Genomic DNA, 18,704 nt, shown 5'->3' with positions numbered 1-18,704 from the left:
TATGATAATTGCCTGAAGGCATTTTCCATGCGTGCCTATTTCCGTCTTCTTTCAGGGTTATCAATTGCGCCACTTTTTCAGCAACCTCAGCATCAAGCGCCGGCTCGCCTTTGGCTTTGCCAGCATCCTGTTCCTGGCGGTCGTCGCCATTGCCGTGAGCATCACCCGCTTGCACCACGTGGCCAATGCCACCCAACAGATGGTGGACGAGCCGATGGCCACCGAGCGCATGCTGCAAGACTGGTATCGCAATATGTACTCGGGCATACCGCGCACCACTGCTATCATCATCAGTGCCGACATGAGCCTGGGCGCGTATTTCGCCGACAGCATCAAGGCTGCTACCGACGCCTCGGCCTTGCTGCAAAAGCAGGTCGAGGCGCGGATGGACACCGACATCGAGAAAAAGCTGTTCGCTGATATCGGCGTACGGCGCAAGGCCTTCCTGAGCGCCCGCGACGGCATCCTGGCGCTCAAGAAAGAGGGCCGGCTCGACGAGGCGCAGCAGCGCATGCGCGACGTCTATGTACCCGACAGCGCCGCCTACCTGGCTTCCGCCGAAGCGCTGCTCAAGGAGCAGCGCCGCCAGATCGAGGTTGCCGCCGCCGAGATCGAGCAGATCAACGAAGCGAGCCGCACCCTGATGCTGGCGCTGGCGGCCACCATCGTGCTGCTGGGCGGCGCGCTGGCCGTGCTGCTGGGACGCTCGGTGGTGGCGCCGCTCGAGCGCGCGGTGGCCGTGGCGCGCCGCGTGGCCGCTGGCGACCTGACCTCGCAAGTCGATAACCAGGCCCGCGACGAAACCGGCCAGTTGCTCGACGCGTTGAGCCTGATGAACGGCAACCTGTCGCAGCTGGTCGGCGACGTGCGCCAGTCCACCGACACCATCACGGTGGCGGCGCAGGAAATCGCCGCCGGCAATGCCGACCTGTCGGCTCGCACCGAGGCGCAGGCCGGCGCGCTCGAAGAAACCGCCAGTTCGATGGAAGAAATGACGGGCACCGTGCGCCAGAATGCCGACAATGCACGCCAGGCCAACGCGCTGGTGCTGTCGGCCAGCGACGTCGCCGCGCGGGGTGGCGCCGTGGTGGGACAGGTGGTAGCGACCATGGGCTCGATCAAGGCCAGCTCCGGCAAGATGGCGGACATCATCGGCGTGATCGACGGGATCGCCTTCCAGACCAATATCCTGGCGCTGAACGCGGCGGTGGAAGCGGCGCGCGCCGGCGAGCAGGGACGCGGCTTCGCCGTGGTGGCCACCGAAGTGCGCAACCTCGCCCAGCGTTCGGCATCGGCGGCGCGCGAAATCAAGACGCTGATCGACGACTCGATGGGGAAGGTTGACGAGGGAGGCAAGCTGGTGGACCAGGCTGGCCATACCATGGGCGAGGTGGTCGATAGCGTGCGCAAGGTGGCCGACATCATGGGCGAGATCACGCTGGCCAGCGAACAGCAAAGCTCGGGCATCGAGCAGATCAACCAGGCCATCAACCAGATGGACGAGATGACCCAGCAAAATGCGGCGCTGGTCGAGCAGGCAGCAGCAGCGGCGGCCAGCATGCGCGAACAGGCGCAGGCGCTGCTGGCGCAGGTGGGACAGTTCACGGTGGCCGATAGTCGCCAGGCAGGGCAGGGCGGCCAGCGTAGCCTGGGCGTTGCCCGCGCGGCGCCGCTGCGGTTGACGTGATCTGATTTGACCGGGCGGCGCCGCGCTCGTCGGGCGCCCGCCCAACGCCAGTCCGGCGCTGGTTATCCGTCGATCAAGCGCCGATAAACGCGGCGATCACCGGGTTGATGGCGTCGCCATGGGTGATCGGTCCCATGTGGGCGCCGCGTGTCTCCAGCACCGTGGCATTGGGCAGCGCAGCCGCCAGCTGCGGCGCCAGGCCGCGCGTGGAAATCGGGCTGTGCTGGCCGGCCATCACCAGCGTGCGTACCTTCAGGTCCGCCAGGTCGGCAAATGCCACCGGCTCGCCCAGCAGCGCCTGGAAGTCCAGTTTTACCTTGGCGATCATGGCGATCATCTTGTCCTGCGCGGCCGGCGGCGCGGCGTCGAACGAGCCGGGACGGTTCCAGTAGTCGATGAAGATGCGGGTGGCGTCGCGGTCGCTAGGGGCGGCGAGGATGGTATCGACCACGCCGGTGATTTCCTGCTTGGATGCGTCGTGTGCCGGCAGCAGGTGGAACGACACCGGCTCGTGCAGCGCCAGCGACAGTATGCGCTCGGGCGCCTGGCGCGCCAGGTGCAGTGCCGAGGCGCCGCCGTACGAGTGGCCCACCAGGTGGAACGGTTCGCCGGGCGCCAGCGCGGTGGACAATGCGGCGTTGATCGCCTCTGCCTCGTGCGCCAGCGTGTGGACGTAACCGGCGCCGGCGGCAGCGGAGGGAAACGGCGCGGCACCGTAGCCGAGCAGGTCGAGCGGGATGCAGCGGTACCTGTCAGCCAGCTGCGTGGACAAGGCGGCCCATTGGGCCTTGGAACTCATGGAACTGTGGAGCAGGACGATGGCCGGTTTCATGGTGCGCACGCGATAAAGAGGAAGCGACGATTATACCGAGTCGTGTCTCTCCCTTGTGCAGGAGGCAAACTGGCCCCACGTACGTTCTTTACCACTGGCAAATCGTTTTGTTCGTTTGGGAACAGATCATCGGGCCAAAAAGTGTACAGTATCGGTATGAAGCATACAAAAAAAGTCGCCGGCGTGGCCGGCATTCTGAGCGTGTTGTGGATCGGATTGACGGCTGCGGTGGCAGCGAGCCAGAACCGCCTGTTATTCAACCCGCTGGGCAGCCGGCGCGAAGTGCTCAAGCCCTACAGCGCCGGGCATCGCACCCGCGCGGTCGTGATCCGCGCCAAAGACGGCACCCGCCTGTCCGGCTGGCTGATGACGCCGCGCCTGGCCGGCCCGCACCCCGGCGTGGTGTACTTCGGCGGCCGCTCGGAGGAAGTGTCGTGGGTGGCGCGCGACGCCGGCAAGCTGTTCCCAGGCATGACCGTGCTGGCCGTGAACTACCGTGGCTACGGCGACTCGCACGGCGATCCGGCCGAAATCCATTTTGTCGAAGACGGCCGCATGCTCTACGACTGGCTGGCCAACCGCCGCGACGTCGATCCCAAGCGCATGGCGGTGGTGGGGCGCAGTCTCGGTTCCGGCGTGGCCGTGCAGGTGGCCATCGACCGCGAGCCGTGCGCCATGGTGCTGATCACGCCTTACGATTCTATCCTGGCGATCGCCAAGCGCAAATTCCGCACGCTGCCGGTGGAATACGTCCTGCGCCACAAGTTCGAGTCGGTGAAGTACGCCGAGAAGATCAACGCCCCCGTGTACGTGCTGCGCTCGGAGCATGACGACATCGTGCCGCATTCGCACACCGACCTGCTGGTGCAAAAGCTGGGCACCTTGCAGGCCGACGAGATCGTGCCCGGTTCGAACCACATCAACATCCCCTACCTGCCGGAGACGCAGGAGCGCATCGCCTACTTCCTCACCGACCGTTTCTATCCGCAGCCGGTCCTCCCAGTGTAAGTGTCTCAGGCCACCTGGCGCGCACCGGCCTGGCTGCGCTCGGCAATATGGTGGTGCACGCGGCGCAGTCCCAGCCACACGGCCGCGATCACCACCGGCACCGCCACCCCTTGCAGGATGTCCGGGTTGACAGCCAGGCCGCTTGCCTTCATGGCCTTGCCGGCGTAGCCGATCAGTCCCAGCGTGTAGTACGAAATCGCCACGGCCGACAATCCCTCCACCGCCTGTTGCAGCCGCAGTTGCTGGGCTGCCCGCGCGTCGAGCGATTGCAGGATCTTGCGGTTCTGGCCTTCCTGCTCGATGCCCACGCGGGTGCGCAGCAGGTCGTTGCTGCGGCCGATACGCTTGGCCAGCGCTTCCTGGCGCAGCGCCACCGACGTACACGTGTGCATGGCCGGCGCCAGGCGACGCCCCATGAATTCGGCCAGGGTCTGGATGCCGGCGATGCGCACTTCACGCAACTCGTGGATGCGCGCCTGCACCAGGCTGAAATACGCCTGCGAGGCGGCGAACCGATAACTGTTGTTGACCGAGATCTTCTCGAGCCGCGCCGCCAGGCTGGTGATGTGGTGCAGCAGGTGGCCCTCTTCGCGGGCGTCGATGCGCGCGTCCTGCGCCGGCTGATCGGCCTGCACCAGCGTGGCGGTGAGGTCGGCCAGCTCGTTCTCGATGCCGTTCAACAGCGGCTGCGACGCTTCCGCGTTCGGCAGTCCCAGCAGCGCCATCATGCGGTAGGTTTCGATTTCCAGCAGGCGGCCCACCAGGCGGCCGGACTGGAACTCGCGCAGGCCCATGTCGCGTACCACGAAGCGGGAAAAGCCATCGGGCTGGATCAGGAAATCGGTCCACACCTCGGCGGCGCCGGCCACATTGCTGCCCACCAGCGACTTGCCCTGGAACAGGGCGGCAATCGCCTCGGTCTTGTCGCTGCCTGCCACGCCAGAACATAACAGCACGTGGGCGGCCACGATGATCTTGCCGTGCAGGCCGGCGAGCCACTCTTGCGGCACGTGCTGCAGCGGCACCTTCTGGAACGACTGGCGGAAATCGGGATCGGTGTCCGCCCGCTCGACAAACGTGAACGTCGCGAACTCGGTATGGCACTCCCACTTGAGGCGGAAACGGCCGAAGTCGTGGAAGAAATAGCGCGCCTGCGCGCCCGGCGCAGCCACGCCGTAGTGGGCGCACAGCTGCTGCAAAATCTCGTGCTGGGTGCTGCGGTGGAGCTTTTGCGAAGGATGGTCCTGCTGCACGTACAGCGCGAAATGGGTCAGGCTTTCCGGCGCCTGCAATTGCAGGAACGGGCGGGAATGGATTTCGGCCGACAGCGGCACCCGCATCGGGTGATTGAGCTTGGCGAAATCGGCGGTGGCGCGGTATGCGAGGGACATGACCTTCCTTGGGAGTAAAATGAATATGTTGCAGTGCAGTATATGACGCGAAAAGGAGCGGCACAACCTTCCTTACGCGATGGAAATCAAATGCTCAGCGTTGTGATGCGGGCTCCGGGCCAATGTCGGGCGCCCAGCCGATCAGGTCGGTTGCGCCGATATCGATGCCGGCCTGCGTGAGCAGGGTGCTGGCCTGGCCGCGATGGTGGGTCTGGTGGTTGAAAAAATGTGTCACGACCAGGCCGAAATTCTTGCGATAAGTGTCGCCATTCTGACTGCAGTATTCGAAAGTATCGGTCATATCGCCCGCTGTTACCTGCGGCGCCCAGGCCGTGATGATGGCGTCGAGGCGTTCGCGCTGGGCGCGCAGCGCGGCCAGGTCGTTGCTGAAATGATGCGCCAGGCCGCCCGGTTGCGGCAGGTCGCGCACGCCGGCCAGCGCGGTCCAGGCGGGGCGGAAGCCGGCAAAGCGACCGAGCCAGATGGTGTCGCCGGCCAGCAGGTGGTTCAGGGTGCCGGCCAGCGAGCCGAAAAAAGCCCCGCGTTCGGCGGTGTACGCGCCGGGCGGCAGGCGCGCGGCGGCGTCGTACACGTGGCGGTTCATGTCGGCGTTGTACGCCGCCAGCACGGCGAGGTACTCAGGCGCGGTCATGGGATGGCGTGGTGGCGGCGATGCCGGTCCGGCTCAGGGGATTGATCGTATTCATGAAACTATTATAAGCCCGTCCCTGCGCCGAACCACGACCGGCCGCTCAGGCGGCCAGTTGGCGCGGTGCGGCGGCTTGCTTCGCTACCGGCGGCACTTGCGGCGCCTGGTGGCTGTAAGGTCCGCCGTGCAGTTCGCGCAGCGCATCGTAGGTGATGAACTGGCGCGGGCGCACCACGTCGGCGCCGTGTCTGGCCGGGGCGATGCTGACGGTCCAGAGGCCAGCGCTTTCCGCTGCGCGCAGGGCCGGCGCACCGGCATCGATGGCAATGGCGTCCGACGCCTGCACTCCGATGGCGTGCAGCGCGCGGGCATACGGGCCGGTGCCGGTGGGGCCGTCGAAGTTGGCGCCGCCCGTAACCACCGTGAACAGGCTGTTGACGTCGGTGCCGAAGGCGTTCGATAACAGCGCCGAGGCGGTGGCTGCCGGCAGGTCGGTCAGGATGCAGATCTTGCAGCCGTCGGCGATGGCGTCGTCGATCAGGGCCAGCGCGGCCGGCAGCGCTTTCGGCGGCGCGGTGACGATCGCGTGGTGGAATTCGCGGTGCTTGTCCTGTGCCATCTCGGCGGCGCGCTTGCGGTCGCGTGCAGGCAGCGACGGCGGCAGGGCGCCCTCGATGGCGCGGGCGTAGCCGTGGGTGGCGACGGCGTGGCGCAAGGCGCGCGCGTCCCAGCGCAGCGACAGGCCGGCGGTGGCGAAGGCCGCGTTGCAGGCCGCCAGGTGCGGGGTTTCGGTGTCGAACAGTACGCCGTCCAGACCGAGGAAGATCACGTCTATGCTCATATTTAATCTCGCTAAACAGTGTCCGGGAGCTTCGCAAACCTACTGCGCGTCCTGCTATCGCCTTTCCGTTGCTCAGCGTACTTCCGTACGCTTCCGCTACTCAAGACAATAACAAGCCGCTCGCTACGGTTTTCGAAGCCCCCTCAAGCCAACAATATAAAGGTAATATAATCAAAAGAAAAATTAAAGATTTTTAGTTATTGATAAGGACAGGCTTATGCAATACCCGAGTTTCCGCCAGCTGCAATCGCTGGTCCTGGTGGCGCGGCACGAGAGCGTGTCGCGGGCGGCGGATGCGATGCACGTCACGCAGCCGGCCATTTCGCTGCAACTGCGCACGCTCGAAGAGATCGCCGGCATTGCCCTCACGCGCAAGGTCGGCCGCAATATCCAGCTCACCGCTGCGGGCGAGGTGATGCTCGATTTTTCCGAGCGCATGCTGCGGCTTTGGCAGCAGGCCGAGGAAGAACTGGCGGCGCTGCAAGGCGTCACCAGCGGCACGCTGCGCATCGGCGCGGTCACCACCGCCGAGCATTTGCTGCCGCCGCTGCTGGTGCCGTTTACGCTCAAGCGCCCCGACGTCCATTTAAAGCTCCAGGTGGGCAACCGCGCGGAGATCATCAGCATGCTGGCGCGCCACGAGATCGACCTGGCCATCATGGGCACGCCGCCGCGCGAGCTGCGCACCAACGCGGCCCGTTTTGCGCGCCACCCGATGGCCTTCGTGGCCAGTCCGGCGCACCCTTTGATGAAGAAGAAGCGGCTCACGCTGGCCGACATCAAGGGCGCCAACCTGATGGTGCGCGAACGCGGCTCGGGCACCCGCACCGCTGTCGAACGGCTGCTGCGCGACGCCGGTCATCCACTGGAATTCGGCTCCGAGGTGTCGAGCAACGAGGCGATCAAGCGCATGGTTTCGGCCGGGCTGGGACTGGGCTTTTTGTCGGTGCACGCGTGCGGGCTGGAATTCGAGGCGGGCCTGCTGGCAATTTTGCCGATGGCCGGCAACCCGGTCGAAGCGGACTGGCAGATCATGCACTTGACCGACCAGCCGATCCCGAAGGTGGCGGCGTCGTTCCAGGATTTCGTGATCGAGAACGGGCAAGACCTGGTGGCGCGCGAACTGGAGAGCGTCTATAAACTGCTGGGGCGGCGCAAGAAGGTGTGATGGCCGGGTGTGATGGCAATATCGCCAGTACAGAATCGTGGGGTAAATGTAAAATTGTACTGGTACACGCCAGTACACCCGCGCGTACAATGGCTGAAACTCTTTCAGGAAACGCCATGTCCCCCGATCTGCTGCTGCCGCTGTGTACCTTTGCCGTCGTCAGTTCCATTACGCCCGGCCCCAACAACACCATGATCCTGGCTTCCGGCCTGAACTATGGCTTCAAGCGTTCGCTGCCGCATTTGTTCGGCATTTGCGGCGGCTTTTCGTTCATGGTGGTGGCGATCGGCTTCGGTTTGCAGGCGGTGTTCGAGGCCGTGCCGATGTTGCAGCTGATCCTCAAGTACCTGGGCGCGATCTACCTGCTGTGGCTGGCGTGGAAGCTGGCGCACGCGGCGCCGATGAGTGCCGAGCAGGCGCAGCTGTCGAAGCCGCTCGGTTTCTGGGGTGCGGCTGCGTTCCAGTGGATCAATCCCAAGGCGTGGGTGATGATCCTCAGCGCCATGAGCACCTATTTGCCACCGCACGCGCACCTGGCTGACGTATTCTTGCTGGCGCTGGTGTTCCTGCTGATCGGTTTTGTTTGCGTGGGGGCGTGGGCGCTGTTCGGCGTGGTGCTGCGCGGCTTTCTGCAAGATCCGCGCTCGGTACGTATCTTTAATGTCAGCATGGCGTTGCTGCTGCTGGCGTCGCTGTATCCGATCCTGCGCACCTAGAGCAAGGCTGCTACCATGGCAGCTTGATTTCATTATTAGGAATGCCGATGTACCGTCGATTGTCCCTGGCCGCGTTGTTGGCCCTCACGCTGGCGAATGCCAGCGCCGCCACCTTGCCGTCCAACCTGATGTTGCCCGATCCCGACCTGGCCACCCACGGCATCGTCGAACGCTGGACCCTGACCATCCGGCTCGAATCGGATGACCTGAAAGCGATCACGCCGTGCCGCCAGGTACTGGCCGAGCGCGGCTTTGCGCCGGTGCTGTCGAAAATGGCGAGCTCCACCCGGCCGCAACTGCACTTCAAAATCGAAGGCAACAAGGAATATACGCAAGCGACGACCGAAGCGGACGATGCGCTCGCTGCCGTGCAGCAGGCCGGCTGCAAGACGTCGGTGAGCTGGGCTGTCGTAGCCAAGCCCGTCGCACGCTAAGAAGCTATCACGGTTAGGGAGTGAGGCTCTGCGTGCGCGCCTCGGCAGCGGGGCCGGCATTGCTTGTCATCGCATGGCCTGCCATGCTTTTTCCTCGCGCCTTGCCCCGCTCACGAGGCATCGCAATCCGCTGCGTCCTCCCTACGCTGTCGCGGCGCGCAAGCAGCCGGGGCAGGTTTTAGTTGCGCGGCAGGCGCAACGCCTGCAAGGTGGCGCGGATGGCGTCGAGGTCGATCGCCTCGCCGCTTTGCAGCCCTTGCAGGTAGCCGCGCGCGAAGCTGATCGTGTCCAGCGCATCCGGATGCTGTTCGGCCATCTCCAGCAGCAGCGTTTCGGCCACCACCAGGTCGTTATGCTGGCCCAGCGCCGACTGGATCGCCGCCAGCGCTTTCAGATACTGGCGCGTCGATTTTTCACGGTACAAGGCGTGGAAAAATTCCAGTGCATACCGGCCACGCTTGGCTGCGATGCGGGTGTCGTGGATGGATGCCGGGTCGGCGTCGTCCATGCGGGCGGCGCGTTTCAATAAACGCTTGTGCAGGCGCTGCAAGGTGGCCTGGGCAAAGTCGGCCAGCGGTGCATCGGGCACGTCGGTGGACAGGTGTTGCATCCACACACCCATGCTCAATAATAATTGCGTGTAGCGCGGCGACAGCAGCGCTTGCGCTGCCGTGCGGCGGTGGGTTTGCGATGCGTCCAGCGCCAATTGTTGCAGCGCCATCAGGCCGTTCTTGCCACCGGGGTTGGCTTGCACCAAGGGCAGGGTGTCGGTGAGCAGCACGTCGGCGTCGCGCGCGGCGCCCAGTTCGCCGCCGAGCCAGGCAATGTCGTCGGCCAGCGCGGGCGGGCACGGCGCCACGTTGTCGAACAGTTTCAGCGCCGAGCGCATGCGGCGCAGGCCCACGCGCATCTGGTGCAGTGTTTCCGGGTCGTCGCCGTCGATGATGGCTTGCTCGTTGTTCTGGATATGTTGCAGGCAGTTGCCGAGGATGGCTTGCAGCGCCTGCGCCACGGTGGCGTTGGCGTCGAGCGTGAGCGCCTTGGCGCGGTACGGTTCGGTGCCGGTTTCGCGGCACAGCCGGTAGCCGCGCTGGGCCTTGTTGATATTGCTGATGCGCAGCGGAATATGTTCGTGTAATTCCAGCGCGAACGAGAACAGCGCGGACGGATCGCCGTCCTTGAGCTCGAGTTCGATTTCGTTGACGGACACCTGGCGGCCATGGCGTTCGATATGGCCATGGTCGAGCACCAGTTCGATGCGGCTGCCTTCGAAATCGAGATCCCAGGTATGGCGTTCCACTTCGACCACGAACAGCGCTTCGAGCCGTTGCTTGAGTTCGGGCGCGGCCAGCATGTCGAGCCATGGTTCGGCGTCATCGTGTTTGGCTATCAGCTTGCGCAGCTTGCCCAGTTGCGGCCAGGGCCGCGCCACCGGGCATTCCCACTCGTTACGGCTGTGCAGCCCGCTCTGGACGCTGCCGCCCGCCTTCATGGTCTGGATCCAGAGACCGTCTTCCTTGCGCACGCGCAGGCCGGCGCCGTGGCGCAGCAGGTGCAGATCGGGGGTATCGAAATAATGCGCGGACAGGTGCTGGCGGCGCGGGGCGCCGTCGGCGTGGTCGGCCAGCAGGGGCAGCGCCATCAGGGTGGCGTTGTGTTCCTGGTCGAGCAGCAGTTTGAGTTCGATTTCCATGGTCACAGTGTAGAAGGAAATCGGCGCACGCTGGCGCACGTATCCGCTAAGATATTTTCCCAGGCCGGTACCGCCTGGCGCCAGAAATCGTCTAGCGAACCGGCAGCCAATTCCATGCCGAGAAAGCGGGCCGCCGGCAACAGCGCCTGCTGCAACAGGTCGGCTGGCGCGGAGCCCGTATCGAAAGCCTGGGCGCCGGTCTGCTTCGACAATTTTTCGCCCTGTTGATTGACCACCACCGGCACATGCAGGTAGGTCGGCTGCGGCAAGCCCAGCACCTGCTGCAGGTAGAGCTGGCGCGGCGTGGAGTCGAGCAGGTCGGCGCCGCGCACGATGTCGGTGATGCCTTGCGCGCCATCGTCCACCACCACCGCCAGCTGGTAGGCCCAGAAACCGTCCGCGCGCCTGATCACGAAGTCGCCCACCTCGTCGGTCAGATCCTGGCGGATGTGGCCGGCCCAGCGGTCCTCGAAAGCAATTACGCATGGCGGCGATTGCGGCACTTTCAGGCGCAGGGCGCGCGCGGTCTTGCCGGGCGCGAGGCCATGGCGGCAGGTGCCGGGATAAATCAGCGCCTGGGCCTGGCGGCCGGTGAGGCTCAATTGCGAATCGGCGATCTCGCGCCGCGAGCAGCCGCACGGGTAGACCAGGTCGCCAAGCTGGCGCAGCGCGGCGTCGTACAGGCCGGTGCGGCGGCTTTGCCAGGTGACATCGCCATCCCAGGCCATGCCGCAGCGTTGCAGCGAGGCGAGGATGTGCTCGTCGGCGCCGGCCACGTTGCGGTCGCCATCGACATCCTCGATGCGCACCAGCCACTGGCCGTGGTGGACTTTGGCGTCGAGGTAGCTGGCCATGGCAGCCACCAGCGAGCCGATATGCAGCGGGCCGGTGGGCGACGGGGCGAAGCGGCCGACGTATTTGCCCCTTGGCCTGGCGTCCGGATTACGGTCTGAGTTGCGGTCTGTCATGCCATCATTTTAGCGCGCCCGGCGCCGCCGGGCAGTGTGACCAAATGTCATACAATGTGCGCGCGGCAAATTTTGACCGGGCCGCGACCAACACATCAGGACATCATGCACAAAATGACCCCTTCCTTCGTTGCCTCCGCCCTGGCCATAAGCCTGGCGCTGGCATTCCCGGCCCATGCAGCCAGCACCGCTACCGCACCGCTGGTGCAGGAAGCGCCGCTGCGCGCCCACCTCGCGTTCCTGTCCAACGACCTGCTCGAAGGCCGCGGTACCGGCCAGCGCGGCGCCGACCTGGCCGCCCTGTACCTGGAAACCCAGGCGCAGGCGCTGGGCCTCGCGCCCGGCAACGGCAACAGCTTCCGCCAGCCGGTGCAGATCGCCGGCATCAAGACCCTGCCTGCCGAGAGCACGTTGAAACTGGAAGCGAACGGCCAGGCGCTGCCGGCCGCCTTCGGCAAGGACTGGGTGTTTGCGCCCGGCGACGCCACCGCCGTGCACCAGTTGAACGCCGAGCTGGTGTTTGTGGGCTACGGCATCAAGGCCGACGACGAAAAGTGGGATGACTTCAAGGGCGTGGACCTGAAGGGCAAGATCCTGGTGGCGATGGTCAACGATCCGCAACCGACCGCCGAGCAGCCCAACCGCTTCAACGGCAAGGGCCTGACCTACTACGGCCGCTGGACCTATAAATTCGAAGAGGCCCAGCGCCAGGGCGCGGCCGGCGTGATCCTGATCCACACCACGCCCACCGCGTCGTATGGCTGGAGCGTGATCCAGAACAGCTGGTCGGGCGTGGAGCGCTTCCAGCTGGCCGCCGGTACGCTGGGCACCGCCTTGCAGGGCTGGATGACCGACGACATGGCGCGCGCCCTGTTCAAGGCTGCCGGCCAGGACCTCGACACGCTGCGCGCTGCGGCCGAGCGCGCCGACTTCAAACCGGTGCCGCTGGCAGCCAAGGTGAACGGCGAAATGAAGGCTGCCGTGCGCAAGGTCGAACAATTCAATATCGCCGCCGTGGTGCCCGGTACCGACCCCAAGCTCAAGGACGAAGTCGTGATTTACAGCGCCCACTACGACCACTTGGGCAAGCAAGGCGAGAGCGGCGACACCATTTTCAATGGTGCGGTGGACAATGCCTCGGGCTCGGCAGCGTTGCTGGCGATGGCGCAGGAAGCCAGACGTGCACCGGCCAAGCGCAGCCAGATGTTCCTGTGGGTGGCAGCCGAAGAGCAGGGCTTGCTGGGCAGCGCGGCCTACGCGTCGTCGCCGCTGTGGCCGCTGGCGAAAACCGCCGCCAACCTCAACCTCGACAGCCTGAACTTCGTGGGCGCCACGCGCGACATCGGCACCCAGGGCAGCGAGCGCACCGAGCTGGGCAAGATGGCCGAGACGGCCGCCAAAGCCATGGGCATGCATATCGCCAGGGCCGAACCGGACCTGGCCGGCGGCTACTTCCGCAGCGACCACTTCAGCTTTGCCAAGAATGGCGTGCCGGCGTTCTCTATCGATTCGGGCAACGAGTACATCAAGGACCCGGCCGGATCGAAAGAAAAAGCCAAGGCTTACGGCAAGCGCTACCACCAGGCCAGCGACGAATACGATGCCAGCTGGGATCTGTCGGGCATGGTGCAGACGGCGCAGTACACGCTGAACCTGGGCCGCATCATCGCCAACAGTCCGAAGCTGCCGGAGTGGAAGGCGGGCGATGCATTTGCCAAGCCACGCAACGCGAAATAATCAATAGATTGATCACCTGAATGGCAACCGAGCGCCCGGCATCCCCGGGCGTTTTTTTGTGCTCTTTTTGATATAGCTGCCGCCAATAAATTTATAGCACCGTACCAACTGTCAGTCCTACCATAACCTCCATAACACTACAATGGAGATCCTATGAACGCTGTATTTGCCGGCCTGGCGCTGTCCCTGGCTGCTGCTGTGGCATCGACCGCCAGCGCGCAAACACTGTTGACCAACAACTTCAGCGCCGACCCGTCGCCCCATTACTTTGCTGGCCAATACGTCGTGTACGCCACCGACGACCAGAACAACTCGGGCAAATACTGGGATTCCACGTCGTGGCGCGTGCTCACGTCCAGCAACCTCGCCAACTGGAAAGATCACGGCCCCATTCTGCCGGCCAATATCTTCAAATGGGCAAGCGCCGACGCCAAGGCCTGGGCGCCCGAAGCGTTCGAACACCAGGGCAAGTATTACTTTTTCGCACCCGTTGGCGGCAAGCAGATCGGCATCGCCGTGGCCGACAACCCGCTCGGCCCGTTCGTCGATCTGATCGGCAAACCACTGGTGGAAACGCCGCGCGATGCCAATGCCGGCGACGAGCCGATCGATCCGGCCGTGTTCCGCGACAACGATGGCCGCGTGTTCCTGTACTTCGGCACCCGCGTGCCGAAAGTGGTGCAACTGTCGGCCGACCTCAAGGCCTCCGTGGGCGGCATCAAGAACGTCACGGTCAACAACTTCCCGGCCAAGACCGGCTATGGCGAAGCGCCGTTCCTGCACCAGCACAACGGCACGTATTATTTCTCGTTCTCGACCGGCTGGCCCGGGCAAATCGTTTATGCCACCGGCGCTTCGCCGCTGGGGCCGTTCACGTATCGCGGCGTGCTGATCGACTTCCTGCAAATCTCCACCAACCACCACGCGATACTCGAGCGCGATGGCAAGTCGCTGCTGTTTTACCACGACAAAGTGCTGCCCGGCGGCGGTGATCACCGGCGCTCGATCCTGATGACGGAGCTCGCTTATGGCGCCGATGGCAGCATGCAGATCCCGGCGCCCAAACCGTTGTTCCGCGATCCGGTGTTCGACGGTGCGGCCGATCCGTCCATCATCTACGACGACGCCGAGAAAAAGTGGAAAATGTTTTATACCAACCGCCGCGCCAATGTGCCGGGGTTGTCGAGCGTGAGCTGGGTGCATGGCACGCCGATCGGCGTGGCCGATTCGCTTGACGGCCGCGCCTGGACCTATCGCGGCACGGTCGATTTCCCGCAAGAGATTCCGAATACCAGCAGTACGGCCACCTACTGGGCGCCGGCCGTGCTCAAGCACGAGAACACCTACCATATGTACCTGACCGTGGTGCCCGGTGTGTTCGAGGACTGGAAGCATCCGCGCGCCATCGTCCATCTCACCAGCGCCAATCTCAAGCAATGGAAATATGAAAGCACGCTCAAGCTCTCAAGCGACCGCGTGATCGATGCCGGCGTGCTGCGGCTGAAAGATGGCACCTGGCGCATGTGGTACAACAACGAGCCTACCGGCAAGTCGATCTACTACGCCGACAGCAAGGATTTATATGGCTGGACCGACAAGGGCACGGCGCAACTGCCGCGCGACCGCGGCGAGGCGCCGCTGCCGTTCGTGTGGAAAGGGAAGTACTGGCTGCTGACCGACTTGCTCGGCAACGAAGGACTGGGCGCCTACCGTTCGGACGATGCGCAAACCTGGAGCCGCCAGCCGCACAGCCTGCTCGACAAGCCGGGCAAGGGCACTGACGACCAGAACGGCGGCCACCACCCGGAAGTGGTGATCAGCAACGACCGCGCCTACCTGTTCTACTTCGTCCATCCGGGCGTGCCGGACAACAAGCGCAGTTCGATGCAGGTGACGGAACTGAAGCTGGTCGATGGCTGGTTGACCACCGACCGTGATGCGCCCGTATATATCAACCTCAAGCCGTAGCAAGAACCTGTCCCGGCAGGAAATCAGGCGCTGCTTGCGCGCCTCGGCGGTAGGGCCGGCGCACGCTGCCACGACAGCAGGCCGCAGGCGACGGTCTTGGCTACTTGCGCGGCTCGGTGGCGAATACCGCCAGCCCGACCAGCGGGAAGACCAGTCCGGTCAGCAGCACGCCGTGCCAGCCATGGTGGGCGAACATCCAGCCGCCCAGCGACGAGCCGATGGCGCCGCCCATGAAGAACAGCGCCATGTACAAACCATTCAGGCGGCTGCGCACGTCGGCTGGCAGCGAGAAGATCGCGCGCTGGCCGGTGACCAGGCTGGCCGAAACGCCGGCATCGAGCACGATCGAACAGCACACGAGGATTGCCAGGTTGGCGATGCGGCCGGCATCGACCAGCAGCGGCGCCATGAAAGCCAACGCACCGAGCAGCAGGGCGATCAGCGTGGTCGAGCGGCTCTTGCCCTGGTCGGCGCGGCGGCCGGCAATCGGCGAGGCGATGGCGCCGGCCACGCCGGCCAGCGCGAAGATCGCCACGCCGGTCTGGCTGATGCCGAAATTCGGCCCTGTCAATTCCAGCGACACGCAAGTCCAGAACAGGCTGAACGCGCCGAACATGCAGGCCTGGTAGGCAGCGCGGCGGCGCAGCACGGGCGTGGTCTTGAGCAAGTGCCACATCGATCCCAGCAGCTGGAAATAATGCATACCACCTTCGGGCTGGCGTTGCGGCAGACGCGCGCGCAGCAAAAAGGCGAGGGCGATGGTCACGACCGCCGACAGCACGAAGATCGCGTGCCAGTTGAAGGCGTCGGCCACCAGGCTGGCGACCGGGCGTGCCAGCATGATGCCCATCAGCAGGCCGCTGACGACCTTGCCCACGGTCTGGCCCCGTTCCTCGGGGCGCGCCAGGTGGGCGGCAAACGGCACAATGATTTGCGCGGCAACGGAACCGAGGCCGATGCACAGCGCGGCGGCCAGGAACACCAGCGGATTGGCGGCCACGGCGGCAGCCACCAGGGCCAGCGCGCAGACCACCAGCGAGATGAAAATCAGGCGGCGGTTTTCCACCAGGTCGCCGAGCGGCACGATGAACAGCAGTCCGAGGCAATAGCCGAGCTGGGTGAGGGTGACGATCAGGCCGGCAGCGCCGGGATCAAGCCCGGTGGCGCGGCTGATGGGGCCGATGAGGGTTTGGGCGTAATACAGGTTGGCGACAATTAAGCCGGTCGCAACGGCAAACAACCAGACCATGCCGGGAGTAAGTTCTTGCTGGGCGTGGGACTGGCTCACGGGGGATTGCTCCTCTTTTGAAAAGGCGGCAATTCTACAGTGAGCCGGTGTTTGGTGCTGGCGGCAGCTTTCAAGCGAACTCAAAAGCGGTAGCGGGTCGCGCAGCAGGTTTTTGAATTCGCTTAAACGAATCCGGCTTCCGAGCGTTGCATGGACTGGCGGACCTCCGCCGTGATCTCGTACGACCGCAAGCGGTGCTGGTGGTCGAAGATCTGCGAGGTGATCATCAATTCGTCGGCGCCGGTGCGGGCGATGAATTCCTGCAGGCGCTGGCGTACTGTATCCGGCGCGCCAATGGCCGTACACGACAGCACCGAGTCGAGCATGGTGCGCTCGGATACGCCCAGTGATTCCAGGTAGCCGGCCCGGGGCGGTTGCAGCTTGCCGGGGTTGCCGGTGCGCAGGTTGACGAACGCCTGCTGCATCGACGTCGCGCGGAAGTGCGCTTCCTCGTCGGTATCGGCGGCGAAAACATTAAAGCCCAGCATCACATACGGCTTGTCGAGCTGCGCCGACGGCTGGAAGTTGCTGCGGTACAGGGCGATGGCTTGCTGCATCATCGACGGCGCGAAGTGCGAGGCAAATGCAAACGGCAAGCCCAGGTGGGCGGCCAGTTGCGCGCCGAACGTGCTCGACCCGAGTATCCACATCGGCACCTTGGCGCCCTTGCCGGGCACGGCCAGCACGCGCTGGCGTGGCGTGTCGCTCATGTAATCCTGCAGTTCCAGCACGTCTTGCGGGAAGGCATCCGAGTCGGATTCGAGATTGCGGCGCAGGGCGCGTGCCGTAACCTGGTCGGAGCCGGGCGCACGGCCCAGGCCCAGGTCGATCCGGCCCGGGTACAGCGCTTCGAGCGTGCCGAATTGCTCGGCGATCACCAGCGGCGAATGGTTGGGCAGCATGATGCCACCGGCGCCCACCCGGATGGTGGACGTGCCGCCCGCCACGTGCCCCAGCAAGACGGCCGTGGCCGCACTGGCAATGCCGGGCATGCCGTGGTGTTCGGCCAGCCAGTAGCGCTGGAAACCCCAGCGCTCGCCGTGCTGGGCGAGATCGAGGGTATTGCGGAACGATGCGGAAGCGTTGCTGCCTTCGGCGATCGGCGAAAGGTCGAGGATGGAAAATGGGATCATGGAAGCCATATCGGGCCGTAACCGACAGTTTCAACCTAGCCCCCGCACTCGGTGTGGTTATTGCGGCAGCGTGAAGTGGCGATACACTTGTCGACCTGTTATTAAAGTGTATTAAATCAGACGCTTGGCTCGCTTAAAGTCACAAATAGTTTTTCCCCGGCGCTTTCCTGTTTTACTATGGGAAACAGAACGGCAGACTGCCGCACCGATCCAAACTCCACCAAATAAAGTTATTTCGATGGCATCCTCTGTCATCGTCGGGAATTCGCATGCCTGTCAAAATGATTGTCTTGTTTGTATTTGTTGCTGCCCTGTGGGGCCAGGTGGCGCAGGCTGCCGGCCTGAGCGAAGCGAGTGTGCCGCGCCGTGGGCAGTTATATAAGGTCACTTTGGACGGCAAGACCAGCTACTTGTTCGGCACCATCCACGTGGGCAAGGACGGCTTTTATCCTCTCGATGCGGAGGCCTCGCGCGCGCTGCAAAATTCCCGCGCGCTGGTGATCGAGCTCGATATCCGTGAAAACGCCTCGTTCCAGAAAGCCATGGCGCTGCACGGCCGCTACCCGGCTGGCGACAAGGTGCAAAACCACTTGCAGCCGGAAACCTTGCAGAAACTGGCGCCAGCGCTGGCCAGGGCTGGCATGTCCTTGCAATCGGTGCAGCAATTCAAGCCTTGGCTGATCGCCAACCTGCTGGTGGGGGTGGAACTCGATGCGCGCGGCTTCAAGCGCGCCCAGGCGGTGGAATACGCACTGCTGGCGGCCGCACAGGAGCAGGACAAGGCCGTGCGCCAGCTGGAAAGCGCCGAGTACCAGCTGGGCTTGTTCGACACGCTGGACGCGCGCCAGCAGGAGCAATACCTGGTCGAAAGCCTGGCCGACCTGGAAAGCGGCACGGCCATGAAAAAATCGCTGGCGTTGATCGAGGCGTGGAACGCTGCCGACATTCCCGGCATCCAGGCCGCCTGGCGTACCGCTACCAGCGGCAATTCGATAGGCGCCGAGTTCATGCAGCGCGTTTTATTGGGTAAGCGCAATCCGGAAATGGCGGCCAATATCGAGCGCATCATGCAGCAGGACCAGGTAGCCTTCGTGGGCGTGGGCCTGTTGCACCTGATCGGCGATGACGGCCTGCCGCAGTTGCTCAAGCGCCGCGGCTACCAGGTCGAGCAGCTTTATTAGGCGCTTGCCG

The 18,704-nt window shown here is 64.4% G+C and carries 16 protein-coding genes; 8 read left to right on the top strand and 8 right to left on the bottom strand.

All coding sequences use genetic code 11. The features are described from left to right. Nucleotides 1–64 precede the first annotated feature (64 nt). On the top strand, nucleotides 65–1,687 hold the full coding sequence (locus tag ASF04_RS00515) for a methyl-accepting chemotaxis protein (RefSeq protein ID WP_056137422.1): 1,623 nt from the start codon (nucleotides 65–67) through the stop codon (nucleotides 1,685–1,687). 73 nt (nucleotides 1,688–1,760) lie between these two features. On the opposite strand, the gene ASF04_RS00510 is transcribed toward ASF04_RS00515, so the two are convergent. Next, nucleotides 1,761–2,519 (bottom strand): alpha/beta fold hydrolase, encoded by a 759-nt coding sequence (locus tag ASF04_RS00510; protein ID WP_255360897.1) that lies wholly within the window; start codon nucleotides 2,517–2,519, stop codon nucleotides 1,761–1,763. A 156-nt stretch (nucleotides 2,520–2,675) separates the two neighbouring features. Between ASF04_RS00510 and ASF04_RS00505 the strand changes: the two genes are divergently transcribed. Continuing rightward, the gene (locus ASF04_RS00505; RefSeq protein WP_056137418.1) at nucleotides 2,676–3,527 is read left to right on the top strand and encodes an alpha/beta hydrolase; all 852 of its coding nucleotides are present in this window, start codon (nucleotides 2,676–2,678) and stop codon (nucleotides 3,525–3,527) included. A gap of 5 nt (nucleotides 3,528–3,532) precedes the next feature. Here the strand turns inward: ASF04_RS00505 and ASF04_RS00500 are convergent, their stop codons facing one another. From ASF04_RS00500 to ASF04_RS00490, 3 genes are all read right to left on the bottom strand, one after another. Further along, the gene (locus ASF04_RS00500; RefSeq protein WP_056137415.1) at nucleotides 3,533–4,918 is read right to left on the bottom strand and encodes a DUF3422 family protein; all 1,386 of its coding nucleotides are present in this window, start codon (nucleotides 4,916–4,918) and stop codon (nucleotides 3,533–3,535) included. A gap of 94 nt (nucleotides 4,919–5,012) precedes the next feature. Further along, entirely contained in the window at nucleotides 5,013–5,570 is a 558-nt protein-coding gene (locus ASF04_RS00495) for a DinB family protein (RefSeq protein ID WP_056137413.1), read from the bottom strand. Nucleotides 5,571–5,670: 100 nt separating this feature from the next. Continuing rightward, complete coding sequence (locus tag ASF04_RS00490) at nucleotides 5,671–6,408, bottom strand: HAD family hydrolase (RefSeq protein ID WP_056137411.1); 738 nt, start codon at nucleotides 6,406–6,408, stop codon at nucleotides 5,671–5,673. A gap of 217 nt (nucleotides 6,409–6,625) precedes the next feature. Here ASF04_RS00490 and ASF04_RS00485 point away from each other — a divergent pair, with 217 nt between their 5' ends. The 3 genes from ASF04_RS00485 (at nucleotide 6,626) to ASF04_RS00475 (ending at nucleotide 8,726) form a co-directional block, all read left to right on the top strand. Next, on the top strand, nucleotides 6,626–7,576 hold the full coding sequence (locus ASF04_RS00485) for a LysR substrate-binding domain-containing protein (protein ID WP_056137410.1): 951 nt from the start codon (nucleotides 6,626–6,628) through the stop codon (nucleotides 7,574–7,576). Nucleotides 7,577–7,692: 116 nt separating this feature from the next. Further along, complete coding sequence (locus ASF04_RS00480) at nucleotides 7,693–8,292, top strand: LysE family translocator (RefSeq protein WP_082488395.1); 600 nt, start codon at nucleotides 7,693–7,695, stop codon at nucleotides 8,290–8,292. Between the two features lie 47 nt (nucleotides 8,293–8,339). After that, on the top strand, nucleotides 8,340–8,726 hold the full coding sequence (locus tag ASF04_RS00475; protein WP_056137405.1) for a hypothetical protein: 387 nt from the start codon (nucleotides 8,340–8,342) through the stop codon (nucleotides 8,724–8,726). A gap of 178 nt (nucleotides 8,727–8,904) precedes the next feature. Here ASF04_RS00475 and ASF04_RS00470 read toward each other — a convergent pair whose 3' ends face one another. Continuing rightward, the gene (locus ASF04_RS00470) at nucleotides 8,905–10,419 is read right to left on the bottom strand and encodes a CYTH and CHAD domain-containing protein (RefSeq protein WP_056137403.1); all 1,515 of its coding nucleotides are present in this window, start codon (nucleotides 10,417–10,419) and stop codon (nucleotides 8,905–8,907) included. 2 nt (nucleotides 10,420–10,421) lie between these two features. Further along, nucleotides 10,422–11,387: a tRNA glutamyl-Q(34) synthetase GluQRS gene (gene gluQRS, locus ASF04_RS00465; RefSeq protein WP_056137402.1), complete on the bottom strand. Its 966-nt coding sequence runs from the start codon at nucleotides 11,385–11,387 to the stop codon at nucleotides 10,422–10,424. A 105-nt stretch (nucleotides 11,388–11,492) separates the two neighbouring features. On the opposite strand from gluQRS, the gene ASF04_RS00460 reads away from it, so the two are divergent. Continuing rightward, nucleotides 11,493–13,124 carry a M28 family peptidase gene (locus ASF04_RS00460; protein WP_056137400.1) on the top strand — a complete coding sequence of 544 codons (1,632 nt, stop codon included), beginning with the start codon at nucleotides 11,493–11,495 and terminating at the stop codon, nucleotides 13,122–13,124. A gap of 153 nt (nucleotides 13,125–13,277) precedes the next feature. Continuing rightward, nucleotides 13,278–15,092, top strand: coding sequence for a family 43 glycosylhydrolase (locus tag ASF04_RS26430; RefSeq protein ID WP_082488387.1), 1,815 nt, complete (start codon nucleotides 13,278–13,280; stop codon nucleotides 15,090–15,092). 100 nt (nucleotides 15,093–15,192) lie between these two features. Here ASF04_RS26430 and ASF04_RS00450 read toward each other — a convergent pair whose 3' ends face one another. Further along, nucleotides 15,193–16,341 carry an MFS transporter gene (locus tag ASF04_RS00450; RefSeq protein ID WP_056137398.1) on the bottom strand — a complete coding sequence of 383 codons (1,149 nt, stop codon included), beginning with the start codon at nucleotides 16,339–16,341 and terminating at the stop codon, nucleotides 15,193–15,195. Between the two features lie 161 nt (nucleotides 16,342–16,502). Then, the gene (locus ASF04_RS00445; RefSeq protein ID WP_056138346.1) at nucleotides 16,503–17,513 is read right to left on the bottom strand and encodes an LLM class flavin-dependent oxidoreductase; all 1,011 of its coding nucleotides are present in this window, start codon (nucleotides 17,511–17,513) and stop codon (nucleotides 16,503–16,505) included. A 269-nt stretch (nucleotides 17,514–17,782) separates the two neighbouring features. Here ASF04_RS00445 and ASF04_RS00440 point away from each other — a divergent pair, with 269 nt between their 5' ends. After that, nucleotides 17,783–18,694 carry a TraB/GumN family protein gene (locus ASF04_RS00440; RefSeq protein WP_056137396.1) on the top strand — a complete coding sequence of 304 codons (912 nt, stop codon included), beginning with the start codon at nucleotides 17,783–17,785 and terminating at the stop codon, nucleotides 18,692–18,694. The last annotated feature ends 10 nt before the right edge of the window (nucleotides 18,695–18,704 follow it).

This window comes from Duganella sp. Leaf61 (assembly GCF_001421905.1).
Classification (GTDB): domain Bacteria; phylum Pseudomonadota; class Gammaproteobacteria; order Burkholderiales; family Burkholderiaceae_D; genus Rugamonas; species Rugamonas zoogloeoides.
The sequence above is the reverse complement of the archived record's forward strand: the minus strand, read 5'-3'. Positions and strand labels throughout refer to the sequence as shown.